This is a genomic window from Actinacidiphila yanglinensis (assembly GCF_900107965.1).
In the GTDB taxonomy this organism is placed as follows: Bacteria; Actinomycetota; Actinomycetes; order Streptomycetales; family Streptomycetaceae; genus Actinacidiphila; species Actinacidiphila yanglinensis.
Genome location: NZ_FNVU01000004.1, coordinates 483,383 through 500,925 on the forward strand (window position 1 = coordinate 483,383; position 17,543 = coordinate 500,925).

A 17,543-nucleotide genomic window follows, 5' to 3' on the forward strand; every position below is an offset into this window, starting at 1 on the left:
CGAACACGACCGCACACTGTGCGCCATTCCCCCCAATGAAGGGTGTCAACTATGGCACGCATAGGCAGACTTGCCCCGGTGTGGGTGATCGCGCTGCTTGCCGCCCTGCTTGCGGTCGGTGTGTCCCCCGCGCACGCCGCCGCGTCCACGACGATCACCGTGGACGGCAGCAAGGGCGGCCGGACGTTCGACGGGATCGGCGCGATCAGCGGCGGAGGCGGCAACTCCCGGCTGCTGACCGACTATCCGGCCGCGCAGCAGTCGCAGATCCTGGACTACCTGTTCACGCCCGACTACGGCGCCGACCTGCAGATCCTCAAGGCGGAGATCGGCGGCGACGCCAACTCCACCGACGGCTCGGAGCCGTCCATCGAGCACAGCAAGGGCACCGTCAACTGCAACGCCGGCTACGAGTTCTGGCTGATGAAGCAGGCCAAGGCCCGCAACCCCGCCATCAAGCTCTACGGCCTGGCCTGGGCGGCGCCCGGCTGGATCAGCGGCGGCTTCTGGTCGACCGACACCATCAACTACCTCATCTCCTGGCTCGGTTGCGCCAAGCAGGACGGGCTGTCCATCGACTACCTCGGTGGCTGGAACGAGCGCGGCCACGACGTCAACTGGTACATCCAGCTCCGCTCCGCGCTGAACGCCGCCGGCTACTCCGGAGTGCAGATCGTCGGTGACGACAGCGGCTGGGGTGTCGCGGACGACATGGCGTCGAACTCCGCGTTCAACAACGCCGTGCAGGTCATCGGTGCGCACTACCCCTGCCAGGGCGGAGACGGCGGCAACGCCGACACCTGCTCCAGCACCGCCAACGCCAAGAACAACGGCAAACCGCTGTGGGCCAGCGAGAACGGCTCCCTCGACATGAACTCCGGTGCTCCCGCGTTGATCCGCTCGATCACCCGGGGCTACGTCGACGCCGACATGACCGCCTACCTCAACTGGCCCCTGGTCGCGGCGATCTACCCGAACCTGCCCTATGCCACGGTGGGCCTGGCCACCGCGGGCTCCCCCTGGTCGGGCAACTACAGCATCGGCGAGAACACCTGGGCCACCGCCCAGGTCACGCAGTTCGCCCAGCCCGGCTGGACGTTCATCGACTCCGCCTCCGGCTACCTCAACGGAGCCGAGTCCAACGGCAGTTACGTGACGCTGAAGTCACCCAACGGCAAGGACTACTCCACCGTCCTGGAGACCACCACCGCCACCGCCGCCCAGACCGCGACCTTCACCGTCCAGGGCGGCCTGGGCACCGGAGCCGTCCACGTCTGGGCCACCGACGTCAACCACCCCTCCTCCGCAACCGACTTCGTCCACACCCAGGACATCACCCCGGCCGCCGACGGGACGTACTCCCTGACCATGCAGCCCGGTTACATCTACACCGCCTCCACCACCACCGGCCAGGGCAAGGGCACCGCCACCGCCCCGGCCGCCCACGCCCTCGCGCTGCCCTACTCCGACAACTTCGACAACGACGCCACCAGCACCGAGGCGACGTACCTCTCCGACATGCAGGGCTCCTACGAGGTCCAGCCCTGTGCGTCCGGCCGTTCGGGGCAGTGCGTGCAGCAGATGGCGCCGGTCAAGCCGATCGAATGGCAGGACGACTCCGACGCGTACTCGCTGATCGGCGATCCGACCTGGTCGAACTACACGGTCAGCTCCGACGTGGACCTGCGGCAGGCCGGCACCGTGGAACTGCTGGGCCGCGCCAACACGCAGAACCGGCCGCAGAGCCACCAGGCGGCGTACGAGGTCCGGTTGAGCGACAGCGGTGCCTGGTCGATCGCGAAGAACACCAGCGCGGGAAACCTGAGCACCCTCGCCTCCGGCACCCACGCGTCGATCGGCCTGAACACCTGGCACACGCTGAGCCTCGGCTTCTCGGGTGACCAGATCACGGCGAAGCTCGACGGTGCGACCCTCGGCACGGTCGCCGACAACTCGTACCAGAGCGGCCAGGTCGGCATCGGCGTTGTCGGCTACCAGACCGACCAGTTCGACAACCTGTCCGTCACGCCCAACGCAGCGGGGAACATCAGCGGTTTCCTGAAGGACGCCAACTCCGGCCTGTGCGCGGACGTCACCGGCCTCAGCCAGAACAACAACACGCCGGTCGAGCTGTGGGACTGCAACGGCGGCGCCAACCAGAGCTGGACGGCGACCCCCGCCAAGCAACTCCAGGTGTCCGGGACCAAGTGCCTGGACGCAGCGGCTGCCGGCACCGCGAACGGGACGGCCGTCCAGATCTACGACTGCAACGGCACCGCCGCCCAGCAGTGGACGGTCAATGCCGACGGCAGCGTGGTGAACACCGGTTCGGGCAAGTGCCTGGACGCCACCGGCGGGTCCACCGCGACCGGCACCCTGCTCGAACTGTGGGACTGCAACGGCGGCGCCAACCAGACGTGGGCCCGCGGCAACACCACGGGCCCGCTCAAGGGCGAGGGTTCGGGCCGCTGCGTCGACGTGCCCGCCGCGAGCCAGGACAACGGCACGAAGCCCGCGCTGTGGGACTGCAACGGCGCGAACAACCAGGCGTGGACGTCCACCGCAACCGACCAGCTGACCGTGTACGACACCAAGTGCCTGGAGGTGATCGGCGCCGGCACCACCGACGGCACCGGCGTGCAGATCAACGCGTGCAACGGCTCGGCCGCCCAGCAGTGGCGGGTCAGGGCCGACGGCACGGTGGTCAACACCGGGTCCGGCAAGTGCCTGGACGTCACCGGCGCCGGCACCGCCGACAACACCCCACTGGAGATCTGGACCTGCAACGGCGGCAGCAACCAGAGCTGGTCGCGCACCTGATCCGCGCCCTGAGCCCGGGCGGGCTCGCTGTGACGGAGGCACGCACAGGGGGCCCGCCCGATCCCCGCCCCACCCTTGTCGGATCCCCGGGTGGACGACGCTGGTCCGGAAGGATGCGCCCGATCGTGTGAACGCCCCGGCCGTCCTGCAGCCGCAGGCCCCGTGCACGGCGCGTCGTCGAGGGTCTCCCGCCGGGCTGGGGTCAGGTGGCGGCCGGGAGCGATCTTCGTAGGCTCGGTGGCATCCCCCACAGGCTTTGTGCCGGGCCCGGTCCGTCACCACCCGAAGGAGAGCCGTCATGACTGCTTCCGCCGCCCCGGGGTCCTCCCGGCGTTCGGACGAGGACCTCGCAGGGTTCACGGCCTCGCCCGAGTTCGTCGCGGCCCTGCAGCAGATCGTGGTGGACCTCGTGGAGCTGAGCCTCCAGGGGAAGCAGGCGCACTGGAACGTGGTGGGCCACAACTTCCGGGACCTGCACCTGCAACTGGACGAGGTCGTCGACGACGTCCGGGAGGCGACCGACACCATCGCCGAGCGCATGCGGGCCGTGAAGGCCGTTCCGGACGGGCGCTCCGACACGGTCGTGGCCGCGACCACGCTTCCCCGTTACCCCGAGGGCGAGCAGAGCGTCGCTGCCGTGGTCGATCTGATCACCGCACGCCTGCGCGCCGCCGCCGACACCGTGCGCACCGTGCACGACCGGGTCGACAGCGAGGACCCCTCGACCGCCGACCTCCTCCACACGATCATCGACAGCCTGGAGAAGCACGCCTGGATGGTCGGCGCGGAGAACCGGTCCGCCTGAGGACGGCGTCCCCGGGGTGACAACGGGGGGTTGACGTGACAACCGGGGGTTGTCATCCTGATGGCATGGCAGGCACCAGGGACCTCTCCGCGCACGAGCAGACCTTCGACCGGATCAGGGAGGTCCGCGACCAGGCGATCCATCACGCCCGCCTGTCCCGGCAGTTCGCCGCCGAGCGCCGCGACCTGATGCAGGGCCTGATCGCCCAGGGCGTCTCGCAGGCGGACATCGCCCGCGAACTCGGCGTCACCCGCCAGGCCATCCAGAAGATGCTCGCCTGCTAGGGCGACCCACGACCAAGGGCGCCCCGTTCGAAAACGTGGCGCCCTCTCGCTTCTCCGACCTGCTGCTACGCGTGTGCCCCAGGCAGGATTCGAACCTGCGACACCGGCTTTAGGAGAGCCGTGCTCTATCCCCTGAGCTACTGGGGCGGGGACCTGCGCCCACCGAGGTGGTGCGCTGCACACTGTACCGGTTGTCGGTGGCCGGCCGCGGAGCCGTACGACCCCATCCGCTGCCCATCCGCGACGGACACGTCCGATCGCCGGGAGGGCTCCGCGCTTCCGATGCCCGGGGGGTTCCGCCGGACCCCCGGTAGGAGCGGGTCTCCCACCGCGGACCGATGCCGTGCTTGCCTGGAACCGGGCCCGTTGATCCCTACGTGTCCGGGCGTGCTCGGGACCGAGGGGACGAGGCCGGAGCAAGCGCGGGACTGCCCCATCCGTTGGGACCCGCAATGCCTTGCGCGGCGAAAAGCCGCACGCCCCTGGAACCCACCCGCGGAACGGAGCGAAGGACCGATGGAACAGCGAATTCTCGGCGGCACGGGCATGTCCGTGAGCGCGTACGCCCTGGGCGCGATGATGTTCGGCGCGATGGGCAACACCGACCACGACCAGTCCGTCCGCATGATCCACTCGGCGATCGACGCCGGCGTCACCTTCATCGACACGGCCGACGTCTACTCCGGCGGCGAGTCGGAGACGATCGTCGGAAAGGCGCTCAAGGGCCGTCGCGACGCCATCGTCCTGGCCACCAAGTTCGGGCTGCCGATGGGCGAGGACCCCAACCAGCGCGGCGGCTCGGCGCGCTGGATCCGCCGGGCGCTGGACGCCAGCCTGCGCCGCCTGGACACCGACTACGTCGACCTCTACCAGATGCACCGGCCCGATCCGCGCACCGACGTCGACGAGACCCTCGGCGCGCTGTCGGACCTGGTCCGTGCCGGCAAGATCCGCGCCATCGGCAGCTCCTTCTTCGCGCCCGAGGAGACCGTCGAGGCGCAATGGACCGCCGAGCGCCGCGGACACCACCGCTTCCGCACCGAGCAGCCCCCGTACTCGATCCTCACCCGCGGCATCGAGAATCGTGTCCTGCCCACGGCGCAGCGCTACGGGATGGGGGTGCTGACCTTCGGCCCGCTCAACTCCGGCTGGCTGTCCGGCCGGGCCGACCCGACCGCGGGGCACCGTAACGCCGGCCTCGGCGCGAAGATGTTCGACCTGTCGCAACCTGGCGTCCAGGCCAAGGCCGAGGCCGTCGGGAAACTGGCGGAGCTGGCCGCACAGGTGGGGGTGTCGCTGCCGCACCTGGCCATCGCCTTCGTCCGCGCGCACCCGGCGGTGACGTCGGTGCTGATCGGTCCGCGCCGGCCCGAGCAGCTGGCCGACCTGCTCGCCGGCGCCGACGTGGTGCTGGGGGACGACGTCCTCGACCGGATCGACGAGATCGTGCCCCCGGGGGTGGACGTCCACGCCGGCGACTTCTACATCGACCCGACCCCGCCCATCCTCGACAAGCGGCTGCGACGCCGTTGACGCGCGGGGCGGCGCGGCGCAGGGCTCGTCGAGACCCCACGCAGCGCCGCCCGGAGGTGTGCCTCAGGCGTCGTAGTCGACGGTGAGCGCGTCGGACGCCGGGAAGGACTGGCAGGTCAGCACGTAACCGGCCTCGACCTCGGCGGCCTCCAGGGCGAAGTTGCGGCGCATGTCGGCCCGGCCCTCGGTGATCTTGGCCCGGCAGGTGCCGCAGACGCCGCCCTTGCAGGCGAAGGGGAGGTCGGGGCGGCTGCGTTGCGCACCGTCGAGGATCGTGGTGTCGGTGGGAAGGGCGGCGGTCGTGGTGCGGCCGTCGAGGGTGAGCGTCACCTGGCTGACCGGGCCCTCGACGGCGTCGTCGGTGTGGCGCAGCGGGGTGATGGGCTCGTCGTCGGCGAAGAACAGCTCCTGGTGGACCCGGTCGCCGGGTATGTGCAGGTCCGCCAGCAGCCCCCGCGCATCGGTGACCATGCCGTGCGGGCCGCACAGCCACCAGTGGTCGACGCTCGGCACGTCGACCAGGCCCTCGACGAGCGCGGCGAGCCGGTCGGCGTCCAGGCGTCCGGACAGCAGCTCGGCTTCGCGGGGCTCGCGCGAGAGCACGTGCCCGATCTGGAACCGGGCGGGGTGGAGGTCCTTCAGATCGGCCAGCTCGTCCGCGAACATCACCGTGTCGGTGCGGCGGTTGCCGTAGAAGAGGGTCACCTTCGAGACGATGTCGGCGGCGAGCACGGACTCGGCGATGGACAGCATCGGGGTGATGCCGGACCCGGCGGCGATGAGCACGTGGTGACCCGGAGTGTCGAGGTCGGGGGTGAATGCGCCGCTGGGCGCCAATGCCTCCACGGTGTCCCCGGGCCGCAGGTCGTGCACCAGCCAGGACGAGAAGAGCCCGTCGGGCACGACCCGCACCCCGATACGGGGCGGCGCGCCGGCCGGTGAGCAGATCGAGTAGGAGCGGCGCTCGTCGCGTCCGTCCACGGTGCGCCGCAGCGTCAGGGACTGGCCGGGCCGGTGCGCGAACTCCTCGGCCAGCTCGGCGGGCACGTCGAAGCCGACGACCGCCGCGTCCTCACACAGCGGCCGCACCTCGGAGACCCTCAGGGAGTGGAACGCGGGTCGCCGCCTCGGGCGGGCGGTCTCCCTGTGCGGGGTGGCTGCGGTGGTGGGGGCCATCACAACTCCTTGACGTGCTCGAAGGGTTCAAGGCAGGCGTGGCAGCGCCACAGCGACCGGCAGGCGGTGGCGGAGAAGCGGGAGGTCTGCTCGGTGTCGGTGCTGCCGCAGCGCGGGCAGGGGACGGCCTGCCGGGTGGCGCCGAGCACCAGCGGGACGGGCCCGGCGGCCTTGCGCGGCGCGCGGCCGGGGGGCGCGATGCCGTGCTCGCGCAGCTTGCGCCGGCCTTCGGGGCTGATCCGGTCGGTGCTCCACGGGGGGTCGAGGACGGTGCGGATCTCGACCTGCGCGAATCCGGCCGCGTGCAGCCGCGCGGCGACGTCGGCCCGCATCTCGGCCATGGCGGGGCATCCCGAATACGTCGGCGTGAGGCTGGCGACGACGGTCCCGTCCGGCGTGGTCCGCACCTCGCGCAGCACCCCGAGATCGGCCAGGGTGAGCATCGGCAGCTCGGGATCGGGCACCTCGGCGGCGATCCGCCGGGCCCGCTGCTCATCGGGGAGGGCAGGCGTGGTCACCATGTCGCCTCCGGGTGCTCTCGGGCCACGCTCTGCAACTCCTCGAGCAACGGGGCCAGGTGCTCGGTGTGCTCGCCGCCGCGCCCCCGATACGGCGCCGCGGGCCGCTCCGGCAGGTCGAGCCCGGCCGCGGCCAGGACCTGGCGAAGTACGCCCAGGGTCTCCTCGCGTACGGCCTCGGTCCCGGTGTCCGGCGCCGCGAGGATGCCGGGCACGGTGTCGCCGGTCGCGGTGAGCAACTCCTCGACGTACGGTGCCAGCTCGCGCAGGGCGGCCCGCATCCTGCGGTGCGACTCCTCGGTGCCGTCCCCGAGCCGTACCACCCAGTCGGCGGCGTACTGGCGGTGATAGGTCAGCTCGGGTACGGCCTTGGCCGCGATGGCGGCGAGTACCGGGTCGGAGGTGCCGGCGAGACGGGACAGTAGGGCGAGCCGCCACGTCGAAAGGATCAGCAGGCGGGCGATCGACAACGCGAAGTCGCCGTTCGGCAGCTCCACCAGTGCCACGTTGCGGAAGTCGGCGGGCGCGCGGAAGTACGCGTAGGCGTCCTCGCGGCGGTCGGTGCCGTCGACCTGACCGCAGCGCGCGTACAGCATCCGGGCCTGTCCGAGGAGGTCCAGGCCGATGTTCGCGAGCGCGACCTCCTCCTCCAACTCCGGTGCGCGGGTGCACCACTCGGCGAGGCGCTGGGACGCGACCAGGGCGTCGTCGCCGAGTGCGAGGCACACCGCGGCCAGGGCGGAGCCGTCCACGGCGTCGGGCACCGCGGTGTCGACGCCGTGCAGCGGGTCGGAGAAGCCGGTGCCGAACGCCCAGCGGGCGTCGCCGTCGTCATGTCCCTCGGCCAGCGAGAGGTAGACGTGGTCGTCGTCGGCCGCCTCGGTGGAACTCATGCCGTCTGCCTCCTTCGGGTGCGCCTCATATGTGGGGGACGTCGTCGGGGATGTCGTAGAACGTGGGGTGCCGGTAGACCTTGTCGGCGCTGGGCGCGAAGAACGGGTCCTTCTCGTCCCGAGTGGACGCCGCGATGTGCGAGGAACGGACCACCCAGATCGACACCCCCTCGTTGCGACGCGTGTACAGGTCACGGGCGTGCGTGAGGGCCATCGTGTCGTCAGCGGCGTGCAGCGAGCCGACGTGCACGTGGTTCAGGCCGCGCTTGCCGCGGACGAACACCTCGTACAGCGGCCAGTCGCCCTTGGACGGTGTGCCGTTGTCGCCGTTGCGGCCGATCTGTGCATCGCTCATGCCGCTGCCCCCTCGTGTGTCCGTGCCTGAGCGCGTGCGGCCTGCTTGGCGGCGTGTGCGGCGGCCGCCTCACGCACCCAGGCGCCGTCCTCGTGTGCGGCGGTGCGTCGCGCGACCCGCTCGTCGTTGCACGGCCCGTCGCCGGCTATCACGCGCTTCAACTCCGACCAGTCGGGCGTGCCGAAGTCGTGCCGTCCGCGCTTCTCGTTCCACCGCAACTGCGGGTCGGGGAGGGTGACGCCGAGCTTCTCGGCCTGAGGCACGGTCATGTCGACGAACCGCTGCCGCAACTCGTCGTTGGTGTGGCGCTTGATCTTCCAGGCCATGGAGGCGGCCGAGTTCGGTGAGTCGCCGTCCGGCGGCCCGAACATCATCAGCGACGGCCACCACCAGCGGTCCACCGCGTCCTGCACCATCGCGCGCTGCGCCTGCGTGCCGCGCATCATCGTCAGCAGGAGCTCATAGCCCTGCCGCTGGTGGAAGGACTCCTCCTTGCAGATCCGTACCATCGCTCGCGCGTAGGGACCGTAGGAGCTGCGGCACAGCGGCACCTGGTTGCAGATCGCCGCGCCGTCGACGAACCAGCCGATGACGCCGACGTCAGCGAAGGTCGGCGTCGGGTAATTGAAGATCGACGAGTACTTCTGCCGTCCGGAGATCAGCCGCTCGGTCAGATCCGCCCGGTCCGCGCCCAGGGTCTCCGCGGCGGAGTAGAGGTACAGCCCGTGGCCGGCCTCGTCCTGCACTTTCGCGAAGAGGATCGCCTTACGGCGCAGAGAGGGCGCGCGGGTGATCCACTCGCCCTCCGGCTGCATGCCGATGATCTCGGAGTGCGCGTGCTGCGCGATCTGCCGGACCAGGGTCCGGCGGTACCCCTCCGGCATCCAGTCGCGCGGCTCGATCCGCTGGTCCTTGCCGATTGTCGCGTCGAAGCCGGCCTGGAGCCGACTCTCGGCACCCGGGTCCCGGTCCTCGTCCTGCTCCGCGGCGCGCGCGGGTCCTGCGGCCATCGCTGCCTCCCAACCGACCATTCGTTCGGTTCCGAGTCTCGCGGATTCCGGCGGCCTGCGCAAGCGCGGGGTGCGGGCCTGTGGACAACCACGGATGCGGGCAGCGACGGGGTCCGGGTGGAGGCTGGGAATAGGGGACCGGAGCGATCTGTTCGGTGTGGTTGAATGGTCAACCAATTGGGGATGGTGGGAGAGCGATGCAGTTCGGAATCTTCACGGTCGGCGACGTCACGACCGACCCGACCACGGGTCGCACGCCGAGCGAGCGCGACCGGATCAAGGCGATGGTCGCGATCGCGCTGAAGGCCGAGGAGGTCGGGCTCGACGTCTTCGCGACCGGCGAGCACCACAACCCGCCCTTCGTGCCGTCCTCGCCCACGACCATGCTCGGATACGTCGCGGCGCGGACCGAGCGCCTGATCCTGTCCACGTCCACCACCCTCATCACCACGAACGACCCGGTGAAGATCGCCGAGGACTTCGCTATGCTCCACCAGCTCGCCGACGGCCGGGTCGACCTGATGATGGGGCGCGGCAACACCGGCCCGGTCTACCCGTGGTTCGGCAAGGACATCCGCGAGGGCATCCCGCTGGCCGTCGAGAACTACGCGCTGCTGCACAAGCTGTGGCGCGAGGAGTCGGTGGACTGGGCAGGCCGCTTCCGTACCCCGCTGCAGTCCTTCACCTCCACGCCGAGGCCGCTGGACGGCGTGCCGCCGTTCGTGTGGCACGGCTCCATCCGCAGCCCGGAGATCGCCGAGCAGGCCGCGTACTACGGCGACGGCTTCTTCGCCAACAACATCTTCTGGCCCAAGGACCACTTCAAGCGGCTGATCGGCCTGTACCGCGACCGTTTCGCGCACTACGGCCACGGCACGCCCGAGCAGGCGATCGTCGGCCTCGGCGGACAGGTGTTCATGCGGAAGAACTCCCAGGATGCGGTCCGCGAGTTCCGCCCGTACTTCGACAACGCGCCGGTCTACGGGCACGGCCCGTCCCTGGAGGAGTTCACCGAGCAGACCCCGCTGACCGTCGGCTCGCCGCAGGAGGTCATCGAGAAGACGCTGTCCTTCCGCGAGTCCTTCGGTGACTACCAGCGCCAGCTCTTCCTGATGGACCATGCCGGTCTGCCGCTGAAGACGGTGCTCGAACAGCTCGACATCCTCGGCGAGCAGGTCGTGCCCGTCCTGCGCGAGGAGTTCGCCATGGGGCGCCCGGCGCAGGTCCCGGACGGTCCCACCCACGAGGCGCTGGTCGCACGGCGTGACCAGGACGCCAAGGACGCCGCAGACATCGCGGCCGACCCCCAGGAGGTGCAGGCATGACGAAGCGACTGGTCGTCGTCACCGCGGGCCTCGGCAAGCCGTCGTCCACCCGGCTGCTCGCCGACCGCCTGGCGACCGCCACCGGCCGGCGCGCCGAGGCCGACATCCAGGTGATCGAACTGCGCGAGCTCGCCAACGACATCGCGCAGAACATGGTCACGGGCTTCCCCTCGCCCCGGCTGCGTGACGCCGTCGACGCGGTCACCTCCGCCGACGGGCTGATCGCCGTCACCCCGGTCTTCACCGGCTCCTACAGCGGGCTGTTCAAGTCGTTCTTCGACGTGATCGACAAGGAGGCGCTCGCCGGGCTGCCCGTGCTGATCGCGGCCACCGGCGGCACCGCCCGGCACTCCCTGGTGCTGGAACACGCGATGCGCCCCCTGTTCGCCTACCTGCGAGCGGTGGTCGTCCCGACCGCGGTGTACGCCGCCTCCGAGGACTGGGCGTCGGACGGCGCCGGCGCGCTCGCCGGCCGCGTGGACCGGGCGGCGTCCGAACTCGCCGCGCTCCTGGGCGCCCGCCCGGACCGACCGCTGGGTGACAGCAACGGACCGGAGGAGCCGGGCCGACCGGCCGACGTGGACGACATGGCAGTCGTGCCGTTCGCGCAACAGCTCGCCGCGCTCGCCGTGGAGGGGTGACGTCGCGGGAGGAGACGTGACGCGCGTCTTCGTACGAGTGAGTTCCCGGGCGTCTGGTTGACGGGAGGAGTCGCCAACGCCCGACGCACCTGCGGCTGCGTGCCCGCTACGGCGCGGCCGCCGTCTTCCCGCCGCCTTGCTGGCGATCGTCAAGGAACTGGACGATCGCCAGTCCCACGAGCGTCACCAAGGCGATCCAGAAGATGACCAGGCCCGTCGGATAGGACCACAGCAGCAGAGCGACCACCGCCGCCAGGACGACCAGCCACTGCAGCAGGTGCCGGTGCCGGTGCACCCACGGCCCCACCGACCCCGTCGAGCGGAGCCCGGCGGCCTCCCTGACCGCCGTGATGCCCGACTCCCACACCGACCTGACCCGCAGCGCCCACTTCCCGGATCCGCTCAGCCACGCACCGATGGCGACGACCACCCCGAGCACGATCACCGTGCGCACCGTCCCCCGCAGGAAGTGCAGGATCTGGTCGTAGATCGCGCCCGCCGCCCGCTCGTTGGTGTTCGCCGGCAGTTGGTTCAGATAGAAGATCCGGAAGATCGACAGTCCGATCCCCAAAAGCGCGACCCCGGCGGCCACCGCCAGCGCCGCCGTCACCAGCGCCCGGCGCCTGCGGGCCGCCAGCAGTACCCCGGCGCCCGCCAGGACCACCGTGATGACGGGCAGCCAGTTCCCGGCCAGTTGCAGCGCCCGGAAACCCGTCCTCACCCGCTTGACGTCATCGGACTTCACGAGCGTGAAGTCCGTGTGCACCTCCGGGATCTTCGAGGCCACCGTCAGGCCGCGGTCCACCAGCCGCTGCTTGACCTGCGCCACGACCGGCGCCAGGTCGAGCGTCACCGTGTCACCGTTGATCTTCACCGCGCTGTTGCTGTTACCCGTCAGCGCGCCGGTGAACGCGGCGTGCGCGTGGCGGTTGAGCTGCACCCACAGCGTCCGGAAGGCGTCGCTCGCCACGAAGTTCGCGACCGTCTGGCGCACGAAGTCCCTGATGCCGCTGGTGATCGGACCGTTCAGCGCACCGAGGGCGGCCTTGACCTCCGCCCGCTTGTCGGGCGCCACCTGCGACAGGATCGCGTTGATGTCGACCCGCTTCATCACCTCATCGGTGACCCTGTCGGTCACCGCCGCCTGGACGTCGGGCTGCGAGGCCAGAGGCTCGACCGTTCGCACATAGCGGTCGGTGTTCGCCATGTCGTCCGCTACCCACACCGCAACCGCGCTCAGGGGCGCGAGAAGCGCGGCCAGGGTGATCAGTACGGCGGACACGGCCGACCGCAGTCTGTGGCGCGCGGGATATCGGGCCCGCAGTGCGGCGAGCTCGGCCCGCTCGTCCTCACTGAGCGGGGCAAGGCTCGCGCCACTGGGGGGTGTGGCGTCAGCATCGCCGGACATCCGTACTCTCCCTCGTCCCCTCGCGACCACTCGGACGTTCCGACCCTCCGGACTTCAGAAAACGGCCTGAGCACCCGTACCGCGCGCGGTGTTAGTGCGTACGTGAACGGCACGACGGGGCCGTGAGGGTGACCGGCGCGTCGATCACGCAGATCAGCGGACTATGGGATCGGTCCGTGCCATCGCGCCCGGCGTCGGCGCCGCGGCTGACGGGTGCCCTACACCGCCACCCGCCGACGCGCACGCGGAGCCGTGGCATCCGGGTGACGTGGGGTTAGCGTCACCGGACGTCGGATAAAGATCGTTTTGTCGGTGCCGCACACCCGCCGAAGCACAGGGCGAGCGGCAGTCGGTCGCACGAAGGGCATGCCGGGTGGACGTTCGTCTGCTGCTCGGGGCACATGAGGTCGCCACGGGATCGGTCCCGTCGGCCCGTGCCACCGGCGAGGCCCCTTCCGTGCCGCCGGCCGGCAGCCCGCTCGCGCGCACCACCGACTCCCGCGCGGCCGACCGCTCCGTGACCGTCATCGCCTCCCGGGACGGTCGCCCGATGGCGGTCGCGGGTGATCTCCGGTTCCTCGCACCAGCAGCCGACGGCGTGTCAGGGCACGGAGCATCTGCCCCCGCGCCCGGGACGGGGCCCGGGCGCGGGCGGCCTCGCCGTCTCCACGCCGCATCCCGTCGGCCCGTGCTGCCGCCGATCTGACCCCGCGTCGCGTATGCGACAGCGGCCCGGCGCCGCTCTGCGAAGGGCCCGGGTCACTCGCGTGGCGGCCACCCGGACCTGCGCTTACCGTGGCAAAGACCCCGGGGGGCCCAGGGGGCTGCGCGTCCGCGCCTAAGGAGACCCACCTCATGGCCCGTGGTATCCAGGACACTTCTACGGCCTCGGGCGTTGGGGGCGGCCCGAAGAGGTCCCCGCGTTCGACCGCCGGTGACGCATCCCACCGCTGGTGGGTGCTCGGCGTCATCGCCCTCGCCCAGTTGATGGTCGTACTGGACGCGACGATCGTGAACATCGCGCTGCCTTCGGCGCAGACGGACCTCGGCTTCAGCGACGGCAACCGGCAGTGGATCGTCACGGCCTACGCCCTCGCGTTCGGCTCGCTGCTGCTGCTCGGCGGGCGGTTGGCCGACCTCATCGGGCGCAAGACGACGTTCCTCGTCGGCCTGATCGGTTTCGCGGTCGCCTCGGCCATCGGCGGCGCGGCGCCCAGCTTCGAGGTGCTGGTCATCGCGCGCGCCCTCCAGGGCATGTTCGGCGCCCTGCTCGCCCCGGCGGCCCTGTCGCTGCTGACGACGACGTTCACCGATCCCAAGGAGCGCGCCAAGGCGTTCGGCATCTACGGCGCCATCGCCGGCGCGGGCGGCGCCGTCGGCCTGCTCCTCGGTGGCCTGCTCACCGAGTACCTCGACTGGCGCTGGTGCCTGTACGTCAACCTGATCTTCGCGCTGATCGCCTTCCTCGGCGGCCTGCGCCTGCTGCGCGCGGGAGCGCCTCCCGACCGGCCCTCCCTGGACCTGCCCGGCACGATCCTGGTCTCCGGGGGCCTGTTCTCCATCGTCTACGGCTTCTCCAACGCCGAACGGCACGAGTGGAGCGCGGTGAGCACGTGGGGGTTCCTGCTCGCCGGAGCGGTGCTCCTGGTGGCCTTCGTGCTGTGGCAGCAGCGTGCGCGCCATCCCTTGCTGCCCCTGCGCGTTGTGGGCGACCGCGACCGGGGCGCTTCCTTCCTCGCGATGTTCATCTCGGGCGCGGGCATGTTCGGCGTGTTCCTGTTCCTGACCTACTACCTGCAACGCAGCCTGTCGTACTCGCCGGTGAAGACCGGCCTCGCCTTCCTGCCGATGGTCATCGTCGTCATGATCGTGTCGGTGACCACGACGAACGTCCTGGTGCCGCGCTTCGGTGCCAAGCCGATCGTTCCCACGGGGATGCTGCTGGGCGGCGGGGCGATGGCCTGGCTCACCGCGCTCAACGGCAGCAGCACCTTCGCCGCCCATGTGCTGCCCCCGCTGCTCCTTCTGGGTCTGGGGCTGGGCATGATCTTCGCGACCGGCATGAACCTGGCCACCGCGGGAGTCAAGGAGCGCGACGCCGGTGTGGCCTCCGCGATGGTGAACACCTCCCAGCAGGTGGGCGGCTCCGTCGGGACCTCGCTGCTGAACACTCTGGCCACCTCTGCGGCGGCCAGCTACGCGGCCGGCAAACCCCGGTCCGCCGCGGTCGCCGCCCAGGCACAGCTGCACAGCTACACCGTGGCGTACTGGTGGTCCGCCGGATTCTTCGCGATCGGCTTCCTGGTCACCTTGCTGCTCTACCGGCGCGGTGTGCCGGCGAGCCTGTCGGACCCGACCGCCCAGGGTCCGGCCGCAGTGTGAGGTCGCGCCGGCCGAGGCCTTGGTCGAGGCGCGGTGAGGGCGTAAGGGGCGGGCCGTATCCACATCGCGGAACGCCCCCGCAGACAGTTGGTGGGTACAGCTACCGTTTAGGCATGGCAGCGAACGGCAAGGACACGACGGGCCACACGCCGCCGGTGGTCGCGGCTCTCGATGCGGTCAGCGTGCGCCGCTTCACCACCGGCCAGGTCATCCTCGACGACATCGACTGGACCGTGCGCTCCGGGGAGCACTGGGCGCTACTGGGTGCCAACGGCGCAGGCAAGACGACCCTGCTCCGGTTGATCGGCGCCCTGATGCACCCGACGACCGGCACCGTCGAGGTCCTCGGCCACCGCCTGGGACGTGTCGACATGCGGGAGTTGCGCGCCCACATCGGCCTGGTGTCCTCCGCGCAGAAGGTCCCCCAGGACGCCGCCGCGTACACCGTCGTCCTGACCGGCCACACCGGCACCGTGCAGCCGCTGTGGCGCAAGTACGACGCCGAGGTCCGGGAGCGGGCGCACGCGCTGCTGGCCGAGCTGGAGATCAAGGAGCTCGCGGAGCGCGCCTTCGGCGTGTGCTCAGGAGGCCAGCGCGCGCGCATCCTGGTGGCCCGGGCGCTGATGGCCGACCCGTCGCTGCTGCTGCTCGACGAGCCGTTCAATGCCCTTGACCTCCCGTCACGCGAGGACCTGATCGACGCGATGCACCGGCTCGCGGTCACCCGGACCGCGCTGTCCACGATCACCGTCACGCACCACCTGGAGGAGCTGTCCCCGGCGATCGGCCACGTGATGCTGCTCAAGGAGGGCCGGATGCTCACGGCCGGTCCCGTCGAGGAGGTCCTCTCCGCCGAGCGGATGAGCGAGTGCTTCGGCAGGCCGATCGAGGTCAGCCGGCACGAAGGCCGTTGGCTGGCCCGCTCGGGGCGCCGTTGACGTCCTGAGCGGACCGGGAAGGGCGACATGGCCCTCGGGGCGAATTCCGGACGAAAGGGCCGCAGGTGGCGACTCAGCGCCGCCAGGGTACGTCCGCGCCCTCGGGATGGTGCAGCCCGTCGGCGATGATCCGCGAGATATCACCGAGCTGCTCGACCTGCTCCTGGGTGAGGCGGTCGAAGATCGCCGCGCGGACGGCGGAGACGTGCCCGGGTGCGGTGCGCACCAGTTCCTCGTACCCGGCGTCTGTCAGGACGGCGATCTGGCCGCGACGGTCGGAGGGGCAGCTCTCGCGGCGCAGCCAGCCGTTGCCCTCCAGGCGGGCGACGGCGTGCGAGAGGCGGGAGCGGGTGATTTTGGTCTGCTCGGCAAGTTCGGTCATCCTCATCCGGCGCTGCGGCGTCTCGGAGAGTGTGCTCAGCAGCGCGTAGTACATGTGCGGCATGCCCGCGTCCCGCTGGAGCTGGCGGTCGAGATGGTCCTCCAGCAGGGTCGTGGCGTGCAGGAAGGCCCGCCAGGTCGCCTGCTCGTCTTCGGTCAGCCACTTCATGGACGACATCGTAGGGGGCGTTCCTTGAAGGTTCAACAAAAGAGCTCATCCGATGTGACCCTCATCACTTATCTGTTGGAAATATCCGGGGATCGACTCCCCGTTTACCCATGCGTACGAAACGGAGAGCCCTTCTCCGTTTCGCCGCAGGGCCTTCCCGGCCTTGTGGAGACGGGGCCACATCGCCGGAAGGAGCTTGGCCGTGACGCTCGACATCGGCACCGCCGCCAAGCCGCGCACCATGAGGCTGCGTGCGGACGCCACCCGCAACCGTGAGCGGATGGTCGACGCCGCCCGCGAGACGATCGTGGAGTTCGGCCCCGACTTCCCCCTCGACGAGGTGGCGCGCCGCGCCGGCGTCGGCAACGCGACGCTGTACCGCCACTTCACCGACCGCACGGAACTGATCCGCCAGGTGGCACTGTCGGTGATGGCGCGAACCGCACAGCGCGCAGAGGACGCCCTCGTCGAGGAGCCCGACGCCTTCTCCGCACTCCAGCGGTTCGTCTTCGAGGCCGCCGATGAACGCGTCGGCGCTCTGTGCCCCATGCTGTCGTCCGCCTTCGATCGCGCTGAGCCCGTGGTGGAGCAGGGAAGACGCCGCATGGAGAACGCGATCACCGCGATCATGGACCGGGCCCAGTGCTCGGGTCAGTTGCGCGGCGACATCGCGGTCGGCGACCTGATGGTGGCGCTGACGCAGCTGACCCGGCCGCTTCCGGGTACCGGCTGCGTGGGCTTCGACCGCTTCGTCCGACGCCACCTACAACTCTTCCTCGACGGGTTGCGCGCCCCCGCGCGCTCGACGCTCGAGGGGACCGCCGCGACCCTGGAGGATCTGCAAGGCTGCCAATAATCGTTCGCTTGTTCACCGTGCGGGTATCAGCGTGGTCCACTTCGCCGCG

General features: G+C 70.6%; 16 protein-coding genes and 1 tRNA gene. 9 read left to right on the top strand and 8 right to left on the bottom strand.

What is annotated here, in order from left to right:
• The first annotated feature begins 51 nt into the window (after window positions 1-51).
• From C4U44_RS11955 to C4U44_RS11965, 3 genes are all read left to right on the top strand, one after another.
• Complete coding sequence (locus C4U44_RS11955) at window positions 52-2,820, top strand: ricin-type beta-trefoil lectin domain protein (RefSeq protein ID WP_103885676.1); 2,769 nt, start codon at window positions 52-54, stop codon at window positions 2,818-2,820.
• A gap of 298 nt (window positions 2,821-3,118) precedes the next feature.
• Entirely contained in the window at window positions 3,119-3,625 is a 507-nt protein-coding gene (locus C4U44_RS11960; RefSeq protein ID WP_103885677.1) for a Dps family protein, read from the top strand.
• Window positions 3,626-3,690: 65 nt separating this feature from the next.
• Window positions 3,691-3,909, top strand: a complete 219-nt coding sequence (locus tag C4U44_RS11965; RefSeq protein ID WP_103885678.1) for a hypothetical protein — start codon at window positions 3,691-3,693, stop codon at window positions 3,907-3,909.
• A 74-nt stretch (window positions 3,910-3,983) separates the two neighbouring features.
• Here C4U44_RS11965 and C4U44_RS11970 read toward each other — a convergent pair.
• Window positions 3,984-4,056 (bottom strand) — tRNA-Arg (locus C4U44_RS11970).
• Window positions 4,057-4,425: 369 nt separating this feature from the next.
• Here C4U44_RS11970 and C4U44_RS11975 point away from each other — a divergent pair.
• Window positions 4,426-5,442 (top strand): aldo/keto reductase, encoded by a 1,017-nt coding sequence (locus C4U44_RS11975; RefSeq protein WP_160145021.1) that lies wholly within the window; start codon window positions 4,426-4,428, stop codon window positions 5,440-5,442.
• Window positions 5,443-5,505: 63 nt separating this feature from the next.
• Here C4U44_RS11975 and paaE read toward each other — a convergent pair whose 3' ends face one another.
• From paaE to paaA, 5 genes are read right to left on the bottom strand one after another with little or no spacing between them, the layout of a single operon-like run.
• Window positions 5,506-6,618, bottom strand: a complete 1,113-nt coding sequence (paaE, locus tag C4U44_RS11980) for a 1,2-phenylacetyl-CoA epoxidase subunit PaaE (RefSeq protein WP_103885680.1) — start codon at window positions 6,616-6,618, stop codon at window positions 5,506-5,508.
• Window positions 6,618-7,139: a 1,2-phenylacetyl-CoA epoxidase subunit PaaD gene (gene paaD, locus C4U44_RS11985; RefSeq protein WP_103885681.1), complete on the bottom strand. Its 522-nt coding sequence runs from the start codon at window positions 7,137-7,139 to the stop codon at window positions 6,618-6,620. The genes paaE and paaD overlap by 1 nt, the downstream gene beginning before the upstream one ends.
• A complete protein-coding gene (gene paaC, locus C4U44_RS11990; protein ID WP_103885682.1) occupies window positions 7,133-8,029 on the bottom strand; it encodes a 1,2-phenylacetyl-CoA epoxidase subunit PaaC in 897 nt (298 codons plus the stop codon). The genes paaD and paaC overlap by 7 nt, the downstream gene beginning before the upstream one ends.
• A gap of 25 nt (window positions 8,030-8,054) precedes the next feature.
• Window positions 8,055-8,384 carry a 1,2-phenylacetyl-CoA epoxidase subunit PaaB gene (paaB, locus tag C4U44_RS11995; RefSeq protein ID WP_103885683.1) on the bottom strand — a complete coding sequence of 110 codons (330 nt, stop codon included), beginning with the start codon at window positions 8,382-8,384 and terminating at the stop codon, window positions 8,055-8,057.
• Window positions 8,381-9,394, bottom strand: a complete 1,014-nt coding sequence (gene paaA / locus C4U44_RS12000) for a 1,2-phenylacetyl-CoA epoxidase subunit PaaA (RefSeq protein WP_103885684.1) — start codon at window positions 9,392-9,394, stop codon at window positions 8,381-8,383. Before paaA ends, paaB begins: the two co-directional genes overlap by 4 nt.
• Before the next feature lie 197 nt (window positions 9,395-9,591).
• Between paaA and C4U44_RS12005 the strand changes: the two genes are divergently transcribed.
• Window positions 9,592-10,719, top strand: a complete 1,128-nt coding sequence (locus C4U44_RS12005) for an LLM class flavin-dependent oxidoreductase (protein WP_103885685.1) — start codon at window positions 9,592-9,594, stop codon at window positions 10,717-10,719.
• Window positions 10,716-11,360 (top strand): FMN reductase, encoded by a 645-nt coding sequence (locus C4U44_RS12010; RefSeq protein WP_103885686.1) that lies wholly within the window; start codon window positions 10,716-10,718, stop codon window positions 11,358-11,360. The genes C4U44_RS12005 and C4U44_RS12010 overlap by 4 nt, the downstream gene beginning before the upstream one ends.
• 106 nt (window positions 11,361-11,466) lie before the next feature.
• Here C4U44_RS12010 and C4U44_RS12015 read toward each other — a convergent pair whose 3' ends face one another.
• Window positions 11,467-12,642, bottom strand: a complete 1,176-nt coding sequence (locus C4U44_RS12015; protein WP_235031998.1) for a hypothetical protein — start codon at window positions 12,640-12,642, stop codon at window positions 11,467-11,469.
• Window positions 12,643-13,623: 981 nt separating this feature from the next.
• On the opposite strand from C4U44_RS12015, the gene C4U44_RS12020 reads away from it, so the two are divergent.
• Window positions 13,624-15,150 carry an MFS transporter gene (locus tag C4U44_RS12020; RefSeq protein ID WP_103885688.1) on the top strand — a complete coding sequence of 509 codons (1,527 nt, stop codon included), beginning with the start codon at window positions 13,624-13,626 and terminating at the stop codon, window positions 15,148-15,150.
• Between the two features lie 113 nt (window positions 15,151-15,263).
• Window positions 15,264-16,088, top strand: a complete 825-nt coding sequence (locus C4U44_RS12025) for an ABC transporter ATP-binding protein (RefSeq protein WP_103885689.1) — start codon at window positions 15,264-15,266, stop codon at window positions 16,086-16,088.
• 73 nt (window positions 16,089-16,161) lie between these two features.
• Here the strand turns inward: C4U44_RS12025 and C4U44_RS12030 are convergent, their stop codons facing one another.
• Entirely contained in the window at window positions 16,162-16,647 is a 486-nt protein-coding gene (locus C4U44_RS12030; protein ID WP_103885690.1) for a MarR family winged helix-turn-helix transcriptional regulator, read from the bottom strand.
• 232 nt (window positions 16,648-16,879) lie between these two features.
• Between C4U44_RS12030 and C4U44_RS12035 the strand changes: the two genes are divergently transcribed.
• Window positions 16,880-17,494 (top strand): TetR/AcrR family transcriptional regulator, encoded by a 615-nt coding sequence (locus C4U44_RS12035; RefSeq protein ID WP_103885836.1) that lies wholly within the window; start codon window positions 16,880-16,882, stop codon window positions 17,492-17,494.
• Window positions 17,495-17,543 lie beyond the last annotated feature (49 nt).

Coding starts and splice junctions, on each gene's coding strand:
- paaB (WP_103885683.1), bottom strand. CDS start 8,384: ATGAGCGATGCACAGATCGGCCGCAACGGCGACAACGGCACACCGTCC.
- C4U44_RS12035 (WP_103885836.1), top strand. CDS start 16,880: ATGAGGCTGCGTGCGGACGCCACCCGCAACCGTGAGCGGATGGTCGAC.
- C4U44_RS12020 (WP_103885688.1), top strand. CDS start 13,624: ATGGCCCGTGGTATCCAGGACACTTCTACGGCCTCGGGCGTTGGGGGC.
- C4U44_RS11965 (WP_103885678.1), top strand. CDS start 3,691: ATGGCAGGCACCAGGGACCTCTCCGCGCACGAGCAGACCTTCGACCGG.
- C4U44_RS12010 (WP_103885686.1), top strand. CDS start 10,716: ATGACGAAGCGACTGGTCGTCGTCACCGCGGGCCTCGGCAAGCCGTCG.
- C4U44_RS11955 (WP_103885676.1), top strand. CDS start 52: ATGGCACGCATAGGCAGACTTGCCCCGGTGTGGGTGATCGCGCTGCTT.
- C4U44_RS11960 (WP_103885677.1), top strand. CDS start 3,119: ATGACTGCTTCCGCCGCCCCGGGGTCCTCCCGGCGTTCGGACGAGGAC.
- C4U44_RS12005 (WP_103885685.1), top strand. CDS start 9,592: ATGCAGTTCGGAATCTTCACGGTCGGCGACGTCACGACCGACCCGACC.
- paaA (WP_103885684.1), bottom strand. CDS start 9,394: ATGGCCGCAGGACCCGCGCGCGCCGCGGAGCAGGACGAGGACCGGGAC.
- paaE (WP_103885680.1), bottom strand. CDS start 6,618: ATGGCCCCCACCACCGCAGCCACCCCGCACAGGGAGACCGCCCGCCCG.
- C4U44_RS12025 (WP_103885689.1), top strand. CDS start 15,264: ATGGCAGCGAACGGCAAGGACACGACGGGCCACACGCCGCCGGTGGTC.
- paaD (WP_103885681.1), bottom strand. CDS start 7,139: ATGGTGACCACGCCTGCCCTCCCCGATGAGCAGCGGGCCCGGCGGATC.
- C4U44_RS11975 (WP_160145021.1), top strand. CDS start 4,426: ATGGAACAGCGAATTCTCGGCGGCACGGGCATGTCCGTGAGCGCGTAC.
- paaC (WP_103885682.1), bottom strand. CDS start 8,029: ATGAGTTCCACCGAGGCGGCCGACGACGACCACGTCTACCTCTCGCTG.
- C4U44_RS12030 (WP_103885690.1), bottom strand. CDS start 16,647: ATGTCGTCCATGAAGTGGCTGACCGAAGACGAGCAGGCGACCTGGCGG.